The following is a 16,446-nucleotide window of genomic DNA, read 5'->3' on the forward strand; positions in this document are numbered from 1 at the left end:
CCCCAGAGGAGAAGCAGTGGAGAACCATAAGAAGCCTGATCGGATATTGCCTGCGAGGCGCACCTTCCTGCGGGGTGCGGCTGCCATTGGCGCACACGCTGCGATTGGCGGCTACGCGCTCGACGCGATGGCAGCCGCAAGCGCAGGCACGGTGGACTTGCCTTTCGATAACGGCACGCGCGAGCTGGTGGCATTCCCCCAGAAGCGCCCCTTGATCCTGCTGACCAGCCGCCCCCCGCAACTGGAGACACCCTTCAGCGTCTTCAATGAAGGCGCCATCACGCCCAACGATGCGTTCTTCGTGCGATACCACTGGAGTGGCATTCCTACGTCCATCGATGCAGACAGCTACCGCCTGCAAGTGGGCGGCAAGGTTGCCAACCCGTTGACGTTGTCGCTTGCCGACCTGAAGCAGATGGCCGACCCGGTCGAACTGGTAGCGGTCAATCAGTGCTCCGGGAACAGCCGCGGCTTTTTCACCCCGCGCGTCAACGGCGGCCAGCTCGCAAACGGTGCCATGGGCAATGCCAGATGGATGGGGATTCCGCTGAAGAAGGTCCTGGAAAAGGCTGGCGTGCAAGCCGGCGCCGTGCAGGTCAGCTTTGACGGACTGGATCACCCGCCGCTGGACACCGGTCCGGACTTTGTGAAAGCGCTGCATATCGATCACGCACTGGATGGCGAGGTGATGCTGGCGTGGGGCATGAACGGCGCGGATCTTCCCCTCCTCAACGGTTATCCGCTTCGGCTGGTAGTGCCGGGCCACTACGGCACCTATTGGGTGAAGCACCTTTCGAAGATCCAGGTACTTGACAGCGTCTTCGATGGTTTCTGGATGAGCACCGCATATCGCACGCCCGACAATGGCTGCGCGTGCGTGGAGCCGGGCACGGCGCCCGCGCGTACAACGCCGATCGGCCGCTTCAACGTTCGCTCGTTCATCACCAGCCTGCAGACCGGCAGCAAGGTATCCGCCGGCCATGAGACGGTCGTGCGCGGCATCGCATTTGACGGCGGGTACGGTGTTTCCGACGTTGCATTCTCCGCCGATGGCGGGCAGACCTGGAACGCAGCGCGTCTGGGCAAGGATCTCGGCCGCTACTCTTTCCGGGAGTGGAGCGTGGCCTTCCGCCCCGCGCGCAAGGGCAGCTACGATCTGCGCGTACGCGCCACCAATCGAATCGGGCAAAGCCAGCCGCTCAATGCGCTCTGGAATCCGGCGGGCTATATGCGCAATGTGGTGGAAGCCACCCGCGTCAGCGCAGTATGAGGTACACCATGATGAATCCCAGACTGGTACGCGCCAGCCTCGCCGCCGCAATGGCAGTCCTGAGCGGTATTCCCGCTGCCTTCGCACTGGAAGTCACGCTCCCTGCGGAAACCGCCAGCTATCGGCCCAGCGAACTCCCCGGATACCGCCTGGTGCAGCAGAACTGCATGACCTGCCACTCCGCTCAATACGTGCAAAGCCAGCCGCCTTCGTCTACGCGCGCCTATTGGGAAGCCACGGTAAAGAAGATGAAGAAGCCCTTTGGCGCACCGCTGAAGGACGAAGACATGCCGGCCATGATCGATTACCTGGTCAAGACCTACGGCGCGGAACGGGGCAAGGACAGCGCGGGAACCGCAGCCGCGCATCCCGCCGTGCAAGCATCCACGGCGCCGCAGGATGCCAGGAGCCTGCTAAGTGCCAACAACTGCACCGCTTGCCACGCTGTCGACAAGAAACTGGTCGGGCCAGCGCTGCACGATGTCGCGGCAAAGTACGCTGGAAAAGCGGATGCGACCACGCAATTGATGCAGAGCATCCGTGCCGGCGGCAGCGGGAAATGGGGCGCCGTTCCCATGCCCGGCTTCCCGCAGCTGAGCGAGGCCGAACTGAAGACCCTGGCAAGCTGGGTGCTGACCCAGTAGCATCCCGCAAGGTCAAGTCCACCGCTCCAGGCAGGCGGGATCAGGGTGCCATCCGCATATTTCTCGCCTGCCTGGAATGGTGACCGTTCGATAACGCTCGCTGCGGCGTCGGCAAAACCACGCCGACGATCTCGCGCGCATATCCATCACCTGCGCCGGGCCATCGCTGGCGCTTCCCGACGACTGGAGCGGGACTATCGTCGAGCGCACCGTTCGACGGCCTTCTCCACAAGGCGCCGCAAGCTGCGCCGCCTTCGCTGGCTGAGTCCCAGGCGGTTGCCGCAGGTTGCCGGTCAGAAGATCGCCTCTGGCCGTGTCGTCCACGCATCAAGGCTGCCCTGATGGTTCCGGCCTGCGCGATCATTTCCGCAAGACCAATCCGTCCTGATCATGCAGCCGCAGCCCGGTCGCTGGTGGCAGGCCTTGCCGCGGCAACGACGCCCATCGTGCTTTCCCTAACTGTCCCGAAATGTCAAATAAATGACCCCGAATGTAAATGCGCTCCGCACCCATTGGCCGATACTCTTTTCACCAGCACGCAAGGCCCGGAAGCTGGCACAACAGATGCAACGGATGCGCGCCACCTGCCACCCGAGCGCAAATCCAGATCCGGCCCCGCGCTGCACACATCCGCTCGCCTTATCAAACTGATGCCATGAATGCCTTCCTGACGCTCTCGGTCGAGGCCTACTTCGACCTGATCTGCCCGTGGTGCCTGATCGGCAAGCAGCACCTCGAAACCGCCATCGGCCAACTTGCGCGCGAGCGCCCGGACATTGCCGTGAACGTGGAATGGCGGTCCTACCCGCTCATCCCCGCCACGCCGTCCGCAGGCATGCCTTACCGCGAGTTCTACCTGGCGCGCCTGGGCAGTCCCGAGGCCGTGAAGGTCCGGCAGGCGCAGATTTGTGCCGCCGCGCAGGAAGCGGGCCTGACGCTGGCGCTGGAACGCATCGAGACCTTCCCGAGCACCGTGCTGGCTCATCGCCTGGTGCGCTTCGCCCGGCAGCAGGCGGGGACCCAGGCTGCATCGGCATTGATCGGCAACCTGTTTTCGCGCTACTTCCTCCGCGCCCAGGATATCGGTGACCCGCATGTGCTGCGCCAAGCCCTGGAAGAGTGCGGCATTGCGACGCCCGGCCCCGCCGGCGACCCGGTGCAGCACGACCTGGACTGGCTGCCTGCGCTGCGCGACGCTGAAGACCCGCCATTGCGGAGCGGACTTGGCGTGCCCCACTTTATCTTCAACGGCACCCACAGCGTGTCGGGCGCGCGGCCGCCCGACACGCTGGTGGCGGGCATGCGGCAGGCGCTGGCGCGCGCGAAGCAGCGCGCAACCATGGCTGCCGGCTGAACGCTGCCGCCGGCACCGCATTGCATCCCCACCCTTTTTTCTCCGGCACCATCCCGTTCCGCCCCGACAAGACGGCTGGCACGGGCTTTTCCCATCCCTCACCTGTCACCGGGAAACACACATGCCAATCCGCCCTGCTCTCTTCCGCGTGCGTTGCGTCGCCGTCTGCGCTGTGCTGGCCCTGGCCATGCCCGCGGCCATGGCATGGACCAACAAGCCAGTCCGGGTGCTGATTCCCGCGCCTGCCGGCGGCACCATGGACGTGTTGGCCCGCGTGCTGGCCGACCAGCTCACGGCAGACCTGGGCCAGCCCGTGGTGGTCGACAACAAGCCGGGAGCCGGAGGCGCCATCGCAATCAACACCATGCTGGCGGCGCCGCCCGACGGCCGGACCATCCTGGTCTCGACCACCAATGTGCTCACGGAGATCCCGCATGTGATGAAGGTCTCCTTTGATCCGATGAAGGATGTGAAGCCCGTGGCCGCCGTAGCCAGGTCGACCCTGGTGCTGGTCGGGTCGACGAACCTGCCGGCCAAGGATCTGCCGAGCCTGATCGGCTATGTGAAGACCCATCCGGGCCAACTGAGCTTTGCTTCCTACAGCGCCGGCACGGTCGCCCACTATGCCGGCCTGATCATGAACCAGAAGGCCGGCATGGATCTGCAGCACGTGCCTTTTGCCGGCTCGCCGCCCGCCCTGACCCAGGTCATGGGCGGACAGATTACCGTCATGTACGACGGCATGGTGACCTCGCTGCCGATGATCAAGGGCGGCAAGCTTCAGGCCTATGCGCTGGCCGCGAAACAGCGCTCGCCACTGCTGCCGCAGGTTCCGACCTTTGCCGAGATGGGCTACCCGGACGTCGACTTCCACAACTGGGCGGGCGTCTTCGTTTCGGCCCAGGTGCCGGCAGAGCTGATCCAGAAGATCCAGGCGGCAGTCTACAAGGCGGCCTTGACACCCAGGGTGCAGGAACGGATCGTCGCACTCGGCTTCGAGACGGTGCCAGCCCAGACTCTGCCGGCGCTCAGTCAGGCTCTGCATACCGAATTCGATCGCAATGCCGGCATCGTCAAGGCCTACCACATTCAGCCATGACTTGCGCAGTCCAGGCACCGAGACAAGGCCTGGCGGCAAGACGATTGGCCCTGCGGGGCAAGCCGGGGAGTTCGCCGGTAGCCGTGGTCCTTCCAAGCGCATGCCCTCGTCGGCACAGCGCCTGACCATGCCCGGGCCCGCTGGTGCCGGGCCATTTCCCGCAGCGTGCGCGCAACGCCCCCCATGGAGCTTACATTGCCGTTCACAACCTGCCCCCTGGAACAGGCCGATACCCCCGAGCAGGCAGGACTTTCGGGGCGGCGGCTGCAGGCCATCGCAGAGGTGCTCAATGCCGATGTCGATCGGCGGAAGATCCCGGGGGCTGTCGTGCTGGTGGCGCGAAGAGGCCGGATTGCCTGGTTCGAAGCCATTGGCTTCGAACATGCGGATGCACCGTCTCGTCCAATGCAACGCCATTCGGCCTTCCGCATTGCTGCGATGACCCGGCCAGTCGTCGGCGTGGCGGCGCTGATGTTGATGGAAGAAGGCCGGCTGACCCTGAACGACCCGGTCGAACATTTCATCCCGGCGTTCGCGCGCCTGCAGGTTGGTGTCGAATCAGCCGACGCGAATACCGGCGAGCGCCGCCTTGCACTCGAGCCAGTGCGCCGCGCCATGACCGTTCACGACCTGTTCCGGCACACATCCGGCCTGACCTATGGGCAATTCGGCGATTCGCTGGTGCAGCGCCTGTATCGCGAAAACGGCCTGATGGATCCCAGGCAGACCAACGCCACGATGGTCGCCAAGCTGGCGGCCATCCCACTGCAATGCCAGCCGGGTGCGGTGTTCGAGTATGGCATGTCCACCGACGTGCTTGGCCGCATCATCGAAATTGTCTCCGGCATGGACCTCGACCGCTTCGTCGCCGAGCGCGTGACGCAACCGCTGGGCATGCATGCGACCGGCTTCCGGCTGGCCAGGCGGGACGGTGCAGGCCTGGCGTTGCCGTTCCGGGATTCCGGCACGTCCAGCGCCCTGTTCGCCTATGACGACGACAATCCACCTCAATGGCATTCCGGTGGTGCCGGCCTGCTGTCCACGGCCGGCGACTACGCGCGATTCTGTCAGATGCTGCTGAACGGCGGCGTGCTCGATGGCGTGCGCCTGCTCTCGCGAAACAGCGTCGGCCTGATGCTTGGCAACCATTTGCCGCCGGCCGCGCACTTCGGCGGTTCGACGAAAGGGCTTGGCATCAACGCACCATTGCCTGAACTGGGCCAGGGCCACGGCCTGGCCGTTGGCGTGCGCACCGAGCGGGGCCTGAGCCCGGTGCCAGGTTCAGTCGGCGACTTTTACTGGGGCGGCGCACTCGGGACCTATTTCTGGGCAGACCCGCAGGAGCAACTGGTCGCCATCCTGATGCTGCAGGAAAACGACCTGGCGACGCGCGTGTGGTACCGGGCATTCCTGCGCAACGCTGTATACGGCGCACTGGAAGACTGAGCAGGCGCAAATCTTGGAGAAACACGTATGAAGACAATGAACCGGCGCTGGATCCTCAGGCAGCGCCCCGTCGGCGACATCGGCGACCATGACCTGCAACTCGTTGAATCACCGCTGGCGGAGCCGGAAAACGGCGAGATCCTGGTGCGCAACATCTACCTCATGGTGGCGCCGACCAATCGCGTCTGGATGAGCGAGATCGACCAGTACATGGCACCTGTGGCACTTGGCGAGGTCATGCGCGGCGTCACCATGGGCGTGGTCGTCGAGTCCAACCATCCGGACTTCAAGCCTGGCGACATCGTCGAAGGTGGCATGGCCTGGGAGGAGTACTCGGTGACGAAGCATGCCAGGCACGTCCCGGTGGCGTACGGCCTGCCTCTGCACGCATTCGCGAGCGCACTGGGCAGCTCCGGCATGACCGCCTATTTCGGCATGCTCGACATTGCCAGGCCGAAGGCCGGCGACACGATTGTCGTGTCGGCTGCCGCGGGTGGCGTCGGCTCGCTCGCCGGCCAGATCGGCAAGATACTCGGGTGCCGGGTTGTCGGCGTTGCGGGCGGAGAGAGCAAGTGCCGGGTCGTCAGGGAGGAGTTCGGTCTGGACGCCTGTGTCGACTACAAGGAAGGCAACCTGCTTGCCGATCTTCGCGCAGCCTGCCCGAACGGCATCGACGTCGATTTCGAGAACGTCGGCGGGGACACCATGGATGCTGTGCTGGCGCTCATCAACCCGGGCGCCCGCATCGCGCTTTGCGGCATGATCTCGACCTACAACGCAAGTGGCGACTGGTGGAGCCCGAAGCTGTTCCGCAATGTCATCATGAAACGCGCCCGGATCGAGGGCTTCCTCGTTTCCGACTACCGTTCGAGATTTCCGGAAGCCGTGGAGGTCATGGCGAAATGGGTCAATGACGGCCAGCTCAAGTACCGGGTCGACATAGTCGACGGCATTGAGCAGGCGCCTGCCGCCCTGAACCGCCTGTTCACCGGCAAGAACGTCGGCAAGCAGCTCGTGCGCCTGTCGCCGGAACCCGCAATCGGCTGAGCGCCGCAGCCCTTACACCAACACCAACGCCAACGCCCATGATCCACCCAGACATCGCCAGCAACGACGCGCGGCAGACAACCGGCAAGGCCGATCCCGGCGACCGGCCCCGCTTTCACGACTTTCAGGGTAAGGCGGCCATCATCACCGGCGCCGCGTCCGGCATCGGCCTGGCACTGGCCGAGGCACTGGCCGCGCGCGGTGCCGACCTTGCGCTTGCCGACATCGACGCGCGCGGGCTCGACGCCGCTCGCGCGCGGCTCGCATCGACCGGCAGGCGCATCTGCACACGCGTACTTGATGTTTCGTCGGATGCGGACGTGCGTGATGCGGCAGCGGAATTCGAGGAAGAATTGGGCGGCGTCCATCTCGTCTTCAACAATGCCGGCATCGATATGAGCGGCGAACTGGCGTCGCTCGCCGAGCAAGACTGGAAGCGCGCCTTCGGCATCAACGTGTTCGGCGTGATTCACGGCATCCGTCATTTCCTTCCGCTGCTGCGCCGGCACGGCGAATCGGCCCATATCGTCAACACGGCTTCAGGCGCCGGCTTCTGGGTGAACGGCGACTTTCCGATGGGCGCCTACGCGGCCACGAAATACAGCGTGGTGGCGCTGTCCGAGGCCCTCGAACAGGAACTCCGCGGCACCGGCATTGGTGTTTCGGTGCTTTGCCCGGGCCCGGTCAAGACTCCCATCGCCGAGCGCTCAGGCCAGGCAAGCGAGCAGCTCAAGGCCAGCGTTGCCGCAGGCACGGCCCCGGAGCTGGTGGCCAGCCGGACGCTGGAGGCGATCCGCGCGGCCGAGTTCTACATCTTCACACCGACGCGCATGCGGCCGCGCCTGGAAAAGCGATTCGCGCGCATTCTCGATGCGCTGGAACGCACCCCCGGCATGTAGCATGGCGCGGACCTCAGCGAGGATGCCGCTGAAGGTCACGCGCTGCGGACCAAGCGGCTCACAGGCCTCCTTGCGCGGGCAGCGGCTGCCACGCCATGGCAGCCGTCGGCTGCCGCTGGCGTCCTGTCTCTGCCAGGCCTGGCTTCAGGCGCGGCGCATCAGGCTGTAGCTCTGGGCGCTGGGGCCAGGATCGGGCATGCTGGCCAAGAACAAGGCGAGCGGGACGACGTCCTTGGGTTCCTTGAACCACTCGCCAGGCGGCACTGCGACATCGCGCGTCATGTCCGTCTTGACCGGCCCCGGAATCAGCTCGTTGACGCTGATGTTGTCCTCCTGCAGTTCCGTCGCGAGGGACTGGGTGAGCATCCACAGGCCGATCTTGGAGCACGAGTAGGCCGAAAAGCCCGGGGTGGGCCGCATGCGCTGGCCGGAGCCAATCATGATGATCTTGCCGGCCCCGCGCCGGCGCAGGTGGGCAATGGCGGCATGGGCCGTGTGGTAGGCACCCGTCAGGTTGATATCGATGGTCTTGCGCCAGAGCGCAGGATCGCCATCCGCGATCCTGCGCTGCTCGAGCGCGACACCGGCGTTGGCGACCACGATATCGACACCGCCGAACTCATCGCTGGCGCGCTGGAACAGGGCCTTGACCGCCGCGTAGTCTGCTACGTCGGCGGCATGGGCGATGGCTCGTCCACCCGCATCCCGGATCAGCGCGGCCGTCTCTGCAATGTCGGCTTCGCTGCGGGCGCTGCATATCACCGCGGCTCCGGCGCTGGCGTAGGCAAGCGCGATGGTGCGCCCGATGCCACGGCCCGCGCCCGTGATGACGGCAACCTTGTCCTTGAGCAGGTCGGGATCAATATGGGTCATTGTCGGTCTCTCTCTCTCTTTCTCTTTTACGTTGCAATGGGTTGTCGTGGCCAGGAACCGCGCCGCGGCCTTTTGCTCAGAATGGTCGATCCCCGACGACCGTGGCACGGTCCATCCTGCGATGGCACGGCGGGTAATCCATGACCGCGTAGTGCTGGGTCGAACGATTGTCCCAGATCGCCACACTGTTCTTGGTCCAGCGCCAGCGCACCTGATGCTCGGGAATGTAGGCCTGGCTGATCAGGTAGCGCAGCAGGTCGGAGGCCCCCTGGTTGAAATCCTGCCCAAAGCGCACGCGCTCAGGGATATGGAAATTAGTAAAGTGGGTGGTAAAGCCGTTCACAAACAGTACTTTCTCGCCTGTCTCGGGATGGGTCCGCACGACCGGATGCTCGGCATCCGGAAACTGAGCCTTCAGCGCAAGGCGCTTGTCGATTGGCATGGCTGCGCCGAAACTTGCCTCGATGCTGTGGCGTGCCCGCAGCTCGGAGAGCTGGTCCTTGACATGTTGCGGCAAGTTCTCGTAGGCGAGCACCATGTTGGCCCACATGGTGTCGCCACCGACAGGCGGACATTCCCTGCAACGCAGAATGCTTGCAAACGGCGGCGCCTCACGCCAGGTGGCATCCGTGTGCCAGACATTCTCGTAACGCGGGGTGGGTTGGTCGGGACTTTTGTAGATGCGCACCAGCCCCGGATGCTCGGGATCGCTGCCCGCTACCGGATGATCCTCGAGTTCGCCAAAGCGACGTGCAAAGGCCACGTGCTCGCCGGCTGTGATGTCCTGGCCGCGCAGGAACAGGACGCGGTGCCTGAGCAATGCCTCACGGATCCCGGCGAATACGCCGTCATCATGAATGGCATCGACGAGGCTGACGCCGACCAGTTCGGCGCCAATGGAACAGCTAAGTTGCTCAACCCGCATGGCGACTCCGTCAAATGGTAAAGGTCGAAGCGACGGTGATGTTGCGCGCCACCGGATCTTCGCAAGTCTGGCCCGCCGTGCGCCCGCGAATGACGGCCGCCTGCCGTGGAATCCGTCAAGGCCGGAAACGGTTGCGGCGTGCAAGCAAAGTATTGAAGAAATGGCGCGCGATCAGTTGACATTCTGGGGCAGACACTTTACGTTTTGGGGCACCCTAGGGGAACTCCCATGTCGACGCTGTTGCAACAGGCAAACCTGACAGACTTTGTTGATGTCGCTCGCCAGATCGGCCTCGATCCCTACCGGCAACTGCAGCAGGCGGGTATCAGTCCGACGGTCCTGGTGGACCCGGATATCCGGGTTCCGGCGAAGTCGGTCATGCAATTGCTGGAGGATTCGGCGCAGCTTGCCGACGTGGAGGACCTTGGACTTCGCGTGGCGGAAGCACGTCAACTGGCCAGCATCGGACCACTATGGATGGTGATGCGCGATGGCGCCACCCTGCGCAACGCCATGGAAGCGATGGCGCGTTATCTTCATTTGCTGAACGAAGCGCTGGACTTGCGCATCGAGGAAGACGGGGACATCGCGGTCGTCAGGCTTGAGTTTCTGGTGCGTGTGCCGGGATCCATGCGGCAATCGACGGAATTCGTCATTTGCCTCTGCTTCCGGCTGCTCAAACTGCTTTCGGGGACGGCATGGAGGCCACGCAGCGTCTATTTCACCCACAGCGCACCGGCCAGCGTCGCCACGCATCGGCGCCTGTTCGGTGTACCGGTCCGGTTTCGCCAGGATTTCGACGGCATCCTGCTGTCAGCGGCAGATCTCGACGTGGCGGGTCCGGTCTACGATGCGGCGCTGGCCCGCCAGGCGCGCAAATACCTGGATACCAAGCTGGCACAGTCCGATTCCACCATGCCGGACAAAGTGCGGAAGCTGGTATTCGCATTGTTGCCAACGGGCGGGTGCGGGGCCGAGCAGGTCGCCCGCAAGCTTGGGATCGACCGGAAGACGATGTATCGCCATCTGGCTGGCTATGGGCAGAACTATCTGTCCATCGTCGATGAAGTCAGGGTCGACCTCGTGTCGAGATATGCAAGGAATAACGAGCGGCCGTTGTCGGACGTAGCGATCTTGCTGGGCTTCTCTTCGCTCAGTGCCTTCTCCAGGTGGTTCTCCACACGCTTCGGCTGCAGTGTATCGACATGGCGCCGCCAGCAATCGGCTCCGAAAAGTTCGCGCTAGGCCCGGCAAGGAGAACCGCGTTATGGCCGGGGCATGCTGACGCAGTCCGGGCCCAGGTCCGTCAGCGCCGGGCAGCCCAACAGACCGAGCGTGCGGTCGATCTCGGCACGCAGAATCGCCAACGCATGCGCGACCCCCGTCGTGCCGCCGGCGGCAAGGCCATACAGCGTGGCGCGGCCCGACATCGCAGCGTCGGCCCCCAATGCGCGTGCCTTGACGAAATCGCTGCCGCGTCGCAGGCCGCTATCGACGATCAGCGTCATCTCGGGGCCGATCGCGGCACGGATCGCGCGAAGCACCTCGATCGGCGCAACGCAGCTGTCGAGCTGGCGGCCACCGTGGTTGGTAATGACCAGGGCGTCGACGCCCAGCGCCCTGGCCCGCAGCGCGTCGTCGGGCCGCACGATGCCCTTGATGATGAGCTTGCGCGGCCACAGGTCGCGCAGCCACTGCACGTCCTGCCAGTTCAGCGAGGGATCCATCTGCTTCGACAGGAAGGTTGCCGCGTTGCGGGCGTCGTCCTGGCCCGGTGGAAGCATGTCGCCGAGATTCCGGAAGCGCGGCATGCCGTGCGGCACCAGCACGTCCCCAAGCCAGCGGGGATGCATGGCGACGTCGACCAGGTTGGCAAGGCTAAGCTGCATCGGCGCGCGATAGTTGCGCCGGTCCCATTCCCGGTTGCCGAGCACGGGGACGTCCGTGGTCACCACGATGGCCTCGGAGCCCGCCGCCTCGGCACGCCTGACGACGCCGGCGAGGTTCGCACGGTCCTTGAACGGGTAAATCTGCATCCAGTGCCGCACGCCAGTCGCGGCAACGCGTTCGAGCGAGACCGTCGACACCATGCTCTGGCACATCGGGATGCCGGCATCACGCGCGGCCTGCGCCAGCGCCAGGTCGCCCTCGTGCGCGAGCAGCCCGTTGAAGCCGGTCGGGGCAATGACCGCAGGCATGGCGATACGCTCGCCGAACAGCGTGCAGCCGGGATCGCGCGCCGAAACGTCGACCAGCGTGCGCGGCGCGAAGGCGATCGCGTCATAGCTGGCGCGGTTGTGGCGCAAGGTCAGTTCGTCGTCCGCGCCGCCCTCCAGGTATTCGAGGCAGAAATTGGGCAGGCGCGCGGCTGCCATCGCGCGCAGTTCGGCAATGTTCTGGGCGCGCCGCACGTCGTGGCCGCGATAGACCCTGCGTTTCATTGTCATGTGGACCGGTTCCGTGTCGTTGGCGCGCGAGCGGCAAGGTGGCGATGCCCAACGCGCAGGTCCGCCGCCGCCCGCATGCACGCTGCGGGGCCGGCATCGTCGCCGCTGGATGTTTCCGATTATCCGCGGAAGGGGGCAAGCGCGCCCCCTGCGCGGAGCAGGGGGCGCGACGTGCGCAACACGACGGCGTTACTCGAGACCTTCGAGCAGCCCCAGCATCTGGGCGCGTCGGACTGCATGCTTGCGTGTGCCGGCGCTGAGCTTGCCGAACAGATTCTTCACATGCCACTTGACCGTGACCTCGCCCACGCCAATAGCCTGCGCGATCTCCTTGTTGGAAAGATTGCGCGCGAGCAGTTCGAGGACTTCGCGTTCCTTGGGGGTCAGCACCATGCTTGCAACGGCGCGCGGCTCCGCCGCCGGACGTTCCGCGGAGCGCGGTACGCGCGCGACCGGCACCGTCTGGCCGGCGTCCGGTCCCACGGCGCCCTCCTCTGCTACGCGCCTGGCCCAGTCGGCCAGCGCCGGGTGCGCGTCGACGAAGGTGCGGGCAAGTCCGTAGGTCTGCGCCAGATTCATCGCTTCCCTTATCAGCCGGCGGCCATCTTCGCCGTTGCGTTGGCGCGCGAACGCTTGCAGCGCCATGATCTCGATGCGCTGGCGCCCCAGCTTCATGGCTTCCGCCAGAGGCGCCGCGCGGTGCAGGGCGTCGAGGGCGCACGGCCAGTCGTGAGCGGCGATCGCAGCGTTGGCGTGCGCCATGGCCTGCAACAGCGCCACGTCGCGGCGCCATAACGGACCGTGGCTCGCTTCGGCCTGTGCGGCGAGCTCGTCAAGGCGAGCGACCAGGGCACGGCACGTCTCGGCACGGAAGCGCCCGGCATGCATGCGCACCTGGTCCGCGAGGCTTGCGATGCAAAGCCGCGGCATCCGTCGCGCGATGCCGGCTGCGTACATGGCTTCGAGCAGGTCGAGCGCGCGGCGCTCCACGCCCTGCGCGGCAGCCACGCGCGCGGCGCTCAGGTAAGCCAGCAACGACGTTTCCGACGCGCCGGAGCGCTCCAGCACGTCGAGCCGGTTGGCGAGCAGCGCACTGGCTTCGTCGACCCGATCGCGCTCGTAGACAGCCGCTGCCAGCAGGGACGCCAACATGCAGGCGAGCGGATGGCGGCGGCCGAGGTCCGCTTCCGCGCTGGTCAGGGCCGGCCGCAGGACATCCTCGCTGAGCACCACCTGCCCTTCGCGCAGATAGCTTAGCCCGGTCGCGAACTCGCCCCAGCGCGCCGCGTAGCAATGCTCCTTGCCGAAGTCGCCGCGCGGCGCGAGTTGCAGCTGGCGCCGCGCGTTGGCCGGCTGCCCCTGCAGGATCGCCGCCATCGCGAGGCGGTTTGCATGCATCTGGATCAGACGCGGGTCCTGGGAGCCAGGTGGCTGGAGCCACGGTTCCATCAGCGTGAGGCAACGGTCGGGCTGGTCCGCGTAGTAGGCCGCAACGCTCAGGATCAGCGCGCATTCGTAGCGCAGGGCAACGTCGGCGTCCGGCGTTTCGAGCATGCGCGCCACCAGCGACTCGGCTTCGGCATGCCGTTCGCCTAGCGCGAGCGCCCATGCAGCAGCCAGGCGCAGGCCGGGATGGCGGTCCAGTTCCGCATCGGGAAGACGCTCCAGCCATTCGAGCACGGTCCCGAGCCGTCCTTGCATCACGGCGTCGTAAAGCGAGCGGCCTGCCAGCTCGAAGGCCAGCGCATGCTGGCCCGCCGCGTGCGCGTGGCGCGCGGCTTCCTCGGTCATGCCGTGCGCGGCGAGCCAGCGCATCGCGCGGGCATGCAATTCGGCCTGTTCCTCGCGCGGCAGCTCGGCCAGGCGTGCCTGAAGGGCACTGCGCGCCAGCGTGTGCAGCCGGCACCAGTCGCTGTCGTCGCCGGACACGAAAACGGGCGTCTCGCGAACCAGCCTCGCCAGATGTTCTGGCGCCTGCTCGCGCCCTGTCAGCGCACGGCACAGGTCGGGGTGAAGATGATCCACCACAGCGATGCGGATCAGGAAGGCTACGTCGTCGGGCGTCAGCTTGGCGATCAGACCGCCGACCAGGTGCTCGCCCTCGTCAGCCGGGCGGGCCGACATGCCGAGTATGATGCTGCGCGGATCGGCCCCGCGTTCCATTGCCGCCAGGACGAGTTGCAGGCCCAGCGGCCATCCGTCGGTGAGTTCATGCAGGCGCGCGCAACTATCGGCATCCACCCGATCGCCAAAGCGGCTGCGTACCAGGGCCATCGTTTCGTCGAGGCGGAACCGCAGGGCTTCGGATCCGATGCTGGCGCATTGGCCGTATGCCGTCAGGTCGAAGACTGCCGCGTCGAACCCGCTGCGCGCGGCTACCACGATGCGCAGATTGGGCGGTGCGTTGTGCAGCAGATAGAGCAATGCCGAGAACCCGGCCTGCGAGAGGCGTTCGGCTTCGTCGACGATCAATACGAGGTCCAGCGAAGCCTGTGCCACCTCCGCGAGCCAGGCCGTCAGGCCCTCGGTGCCCCCCGGCAGCACATCCGCGCCTTCGAGCAGTGTGCGGCCGAAGCCGGGCCGGGCGCAGCCCACGCGCACGGCAAGCACAAGGCAATGCAGGAAACGCAGGGGATCGTCGTGGGTGTCCGCGGAAACCCAGGCGACGGCGGCGCCGCGCGCCAGATACTCTCGGCGCCATTGGGCGAGCAGCAGCGTCTTGCCGAAACCCGGTGGCGCCTGTACGACAATCGCTGGCCGGTCGCGCAGCGCTTCGCTGTCAAGATTGAGGCGCGCACGCGCAAGCAGATGCCGCGGCGCGCGCGGCGGCATGGTCTTGAGCGCAAGTTCGGAAAACGCGGCGCACGCGCCGCGGATTACGGAGGTCATCTGGCGGGTACCGGTTGGCCTGGATGCCGCGCCGCCCCGGCGTGCTTGCAGGACTGCGCGCGATGCAGTGCACGGTCCGTTGCTGTGCCCTGCCGACGGGGTGGCGTGCCTGGCCCGGAATTGGGTGCCTCATTATAGGCACACGACGGCCCTGCCTGGCAACCGGCTCCCCTGCTTCGAGGAGGGGGCGCACGGTGCGGCGGCGCCCTACCATGTGCCCAAGGTCGATACTTGATGCGAGGCATGGGATGCAATTCATGGACGTATGCGCGCTGGAGCAGGTCAGGCCGGGCGCGGCGCCCGCGGTGCGTGCAGGCGGCAAGGACACTGCGCCGTCGCTTGCCGTGGCAACGTTTCCAGTGAAAGTGACCCAGGGGCGTGCGCCCGCCGGGGTACCGGCATGAGCCAGCGCATGCCCGCTGCCGGCGCAATCACGTGCCGCCATCTGCTGGTCCCCGTCGACGAGACGGACGACGCGACGACGACCGTCGTCGGGGCCATCGAGCTGGCGCGCATGGCGGGCGCCTGCATTACGTTCATGCATGTGCCGCACATACCTGTCACGGTCGACTCCGACACCCGCGTCTCGTCCGCCGCCACGCCACATGGCCATCTGAGCCGCAGCCGCGAACTGCTTGGCAAGGCCGAGTCGATCGCACGGGCACACGGGGTGCCCTGTGCATCGGCTGGCACAGCAAGCCAGGCGCCGCATGCCGCCATCCTTACGGCGGCGCGCGAGGCCGGCTGCGACCTGATCCTCATCGGTCTTCACGGGCACGGTGGCAATCCTGGCACGATGCCCGGTTCCCTGGTCCTGGCCGTGCTTGCGCAAGCCGATATCCCGGTGCTCGTTCTGCCGTATCCGGCGCCCGCGATGCCGGCGCCGGCAATCCGGATCATTCGCGACGAACAGCGCGCCCTCAGTGCCATATTGCGCGCCTGGCTGGACATGCTCGTGGCCGCGAAAGACAGCGGCGTCGCGCCCGACGTGCGGTTGATGCGGATCATGGTCCGGTTTATCGAGACATTGCCGGTCGCGCGACATCATCCGCGCAAGCAGGCGTTCCTGTTCGGCCGGCTGCGCCGGCGAACCTTCAAGGTCGACGCCGAACTCGACGAACTGGTGCGTCAGCATCAGCGCGATTCGCAATGGGCCAGCGCACTGGCCGAGACCGTCGAGCGGTATGCGACAGGCGGCCCGTTGACCGAGTTGGCGCGCACGGTGGACCACTACACGCAGTTTGCCTGGGCGCTCATGGGGCGCGAGCAAGGCGTCATCCTCCCGGCGGCCCAACGGTACCTGAATGCTGGAGACTGGGACGACATCAACGCCTCGTACTGCGAGGCAGCCAGCGCGCACGGTGGCGGGAACCAGGATCGGCCATTCGATGCGCTGCTTGCCTACGTCGCCAATCTCCCGGATGCCGACTGTGTGGCGCGCGTTTGCAGGCAGGTGCAGGGCTGCGTCAGCACATGCTGAAGGCGCTGCCATGCGCATCGAAGCGGCATGCGTTGAACGTCGTGATGGACTGCCCGCTCTGTCGCCGCAAGAC

General features: G+C 66.0%; 14 protein-coding genes. 10 read left to right on the forward strand and 4 right to left on the reverse strand.

Annotation, left to right across the window (positions count from 1 at the left end):
- Nucleotides 1-46 precede the first annotated feature (46 nt).
- From sorA to AC1DQ3_RS27625, 7 genes are all read left to right on the forward strand, one after another.
- Nucleotides 47-1,270 (forward strand): SorA family sulfite dehydrogenase catalytic subunit, encoded by a 1,224-nt coding sequence (gene sorA, locus AC1DQ3_RS27595; RefSeq protein ID WP_477123371.1) that lies wholly within the window; start codon nt 47-49, stop codon nt 1,268-1,270.
- Between the two features lie 8 nt (nt 1,271-1,278).
- On the forward strand, nt 1,279-1,914 hold the full coding sequence (gene sorB / locus AC1DQ3_RS27600; RefSeq protein ID WP_477123334.1) for a SorB family sulfite dehydrogenase c-type cytochrome subunit: 636 nt from the start codon (nt 1,279-1,281) through the stop codon (nt 1,912-1,914).
- 655 nt (nt 1,915-2,569) lie between these two features.
- Nucleotides 2,570-3,268 carry a DsbA family oxidoreductase gene (locus tag AC1DQ3_RS27605; RefSeq protein WP_477123335.1) on the forward strand — a complete coding sequence of 233 codons (699 nt, stop codon included), beginning with the start codon at nt 2,570-2,572 and terminating at the stop codon, nt 3,266-3,268.
- A 121-nt stretch (nt 3,269-3,389) separates the two neighbouring features.
- Nucleotides 3,390-4,367, forward strand: a complete 978-nt coding sequence (locus AC1DQ3_RS27610) for a tripartite tricarboxylate transporter substrate binding protein (RefSeq protein WP_477123336.1) — start codon at nt 3,390-3,392, stop codon at nt 4,365-4,367.
- A 195-nt stretch (nt 4,368-4,562) separates the two neighbouring features.
- Nucleotides 4,563-5,813 (forward strand): serine hydrolase domain-containing protein, encoded by a 1,251-nt coding sequence (locus tag AC1DQ3_RS27615; protein ID WP_477123337.1) that lies wholly within the window; start codon nt 4,563-4,565, stop codon nt 5,811-5,813.
- 27 nt (nt 5,814-5,840) lie between these two features.
- Nucleotides 5,841-6,860 (forward strand): NADP-dependent oxidoreductase, encoded by a 1,020-nt coding sequence (locus tag AC1DQ3_RS27620; protein WP_477123338.1) that lies wholly within the window; start codon nt 5,841-5,843, stop codon nt 6,858-6,860.
- Nucleotides 6,861-6,898: 38 nt separating this feature from the next.
- Nucleotides 6,899-7,759, forward strand: coding sequence for an SDR family NAD(P)-dependent oxidoreductase (locus tag AC1DQ3_RS27625; RefSeq protein WP_477123339.1), 861 nt, complete (start codon nt 6,899-6,901; stop codon nt 7,757-7,759).
- Nucleotides 7,760-7,903: 144 nt separating this feature from the next.
- Here AC1DQ3_RS27625 and AC1DQ3_RS27630 read toward each other — a convergent pair whose 3' ends face one another.
- Nucleotides 7,904-8,632, reverse strand: a complete 729-nt coding sequence (locus AC1DQ3_RS27630; protein ID WP_477123340.1) for an SDR family NAD(P)-dependent oxidoreductase — start codon at nt 8,630-8,632, stop codon at nt 7,904-7,906.
- Between the two features lie 76 nt (nt 8,633-8,708).
- Nucleotides 8,709-9,557 carry a TauD/TfdA dioxygenase family protein gene (locus tag AC1DQ3_RS27635; protein WP_477123372.1) on the reverse strand — a complete coding sequence of 283 codons (849 nt, stop codon included), beginning with the start codon at nt 9,555-9,557 and terminating at the stop codon, nt 8,709-8,711.
- 228 nt (nt 9,558-9,785) lie between these two features.
- On the opposite strand from AC1DQ3_RS27635, the gene AC1DQ3_RS27640 reads away from it, so the two are divergent.
- Complete coding sequence (locus AC1DQ3_RS27640; RefSeq protein ID WP_477123341.1) at nt 9,786-10,802, forward strand: AraC family transcriptional regulator; 1,017 nt, start codon at nt 9,786-9,788, stop codon at nt 10,800-10,802.
- Between the two features lie 20 nt (nt 10,803-10,822).
- On the opposite strand, the gene AC1DQ3_RS27645 is transcribed toward AC1DQ3_RS27640, so the two are convergent.
- On the reverse strand, nt 10,823-12,004 hold the full coding sequence (locus AC1DQ3_RS27645) for an alpha-hydroxy acid oxidase (protein ID WP_477123342.1): 1,182 nt from the start codon (nt 12,002-12,004) through the stop codon (nt 10,823-10,825).
- Nucleotides 12,005-12,193: 189 nt separating this feature from the next.
- On the reverse strand, nt 12,194-14,893 hold the full coding sequence (locus AC1DQ3_RS27650; protein WP_477123343.1) for a winged helix-turn-helix domain-containing protein: 2,700 nt from the start codon (nt 14,891-14,893) through the stop codon (nt 12,194-12,196).
- 248 nt (nt 14,894-15,141) lie between these two features.
- On the opposite strand from AC1DQ3_RS27650, the gene AC1DQ3_RS27655 reads away from it, so the two are divergent.
- Both AC1DQ3_RS27655 and AC1DQ3_RS27660 read left to right on the forward strand, forming a co-directional pair.
- Complete coding sequence (locus tag AC1DQ3_RS27655; protein ID WP_477123344.1) at nt 15,142-15,297, forward strand: hypothetical protein; 156 nt, start codon at nt 15,142-15,144, stop codon at nt 15,295-15,297.
- On the forward strand, nt 15,294-16,373 hold the full coding sequence (locus AC1DQ3_RS27660; RefSeq protein ID WP_477123345.1) for a universal stress protein: 1,080 nt from the start codon (nt 15,294-15,296) through the stop codon (nt 16,371-16,373). The genes AC1DQ3_RS27655 and AC1DQ3_RS27660 overlap by 4 nt, the downstream gene beginning before the upstream one ends.
- Nucleotides 16,374-16,446: the final 73 nt, after the last annotated feature.

Source organism: Cupriavidus sp. 01T418 (assembly GCF_056398885.1).

Excerpts from the sequence above, each read along its gene's own strand:
- sorB (WP_477123334.1), top strand. The coding sequence starts at position 1,279 with ATGATGAATCCCAGACTGGTACGCGCCAGCCTCGCCGCCGCAATGGCA.
- AC1DQ3_RS27645 (WP_477123342.1), bottom strand. The coding sequence starts at position 12,004 with ATGACAATGAAACGCAGGGTCTATCGCGGCCACGACGTGCGGCGCGCC.
- AC1DQ3_RS27625 (WP_477123339.1), top strand. The coding sequence starts at position 6,899 with ATGATCCACCCAGACATCGCCAGCAACGACGCGCGGCAGACAACCGGC.
- AC1DQ3_RS27655 (WP_477123344.1), top strand. The coding sequence starts at position 15,142 with ATGCAATTCATGGACGTATGCGCGCTGGAGCAGGTCAGGCCGGGCGCG.
- AC1DQ3_RS27640 (WP_477123341.1), top strand. The coding sequence starts at position 9,786 with ATGTCGACGCTGTTGCAACAGGCAAACCTGACAGACTTTGTTGATGTC.
- AC1DQ3_RS27620 (WP_477123338.1), top strand. The coding sequence starts at position 5,841 with ATGAAGACAATGAACCGGCGCTGGATCCTCAGGCAGCGCCCCGTCGGC.
- AC1DQ3_RS27605 (WP_477123335.1), top strand. The coding sequence starts at position 2,570 with ATGAATGCCTTCCTGACGCTCTCGGTCGAGGCCTACTTCGACCTGATC.
- AC1DQ3_RS27635 (WP_477123372.1), bottom strand. The coding sequence starts at position 9,557 with ATGCGGGTTGAGCAACTTAGCTGTTCCATTGGCGCCGAACTGGTCGGC.
- AC1DQ3_RS27630 (WP_477123340.1), bottom strand. The coding sequence starts at position 8,632 with ATGACCCATATTGATCCCGACCTGCTCAAGGACAAGGTTGCCGTCATC.
- AC1DQ3_RS27660 (WP_477123345.1), top strand. The coding sequence starts at position 15,294 with ATGAGCCAGCGCATGCCCGCTGCCGGCGCAATCACGTGCCGCCATCTG.
- AC1DQ3_RS27650 (WP_477123343.1), bottom strand. The coding sequence starts at position 14,893 with ATGACCTCCGTAATCCGCGGCGCGTGCGCCGCGTTTTCCGAACTTGCG.
- AC1DQ3_RS27610 (WP_477123336.1), top strand. The coding sequence starts at position 3,390 with ATGCCAATCCGCCCTGCTCTCTTCCGCGTGCGTTGCGTCGCCGTCTGC.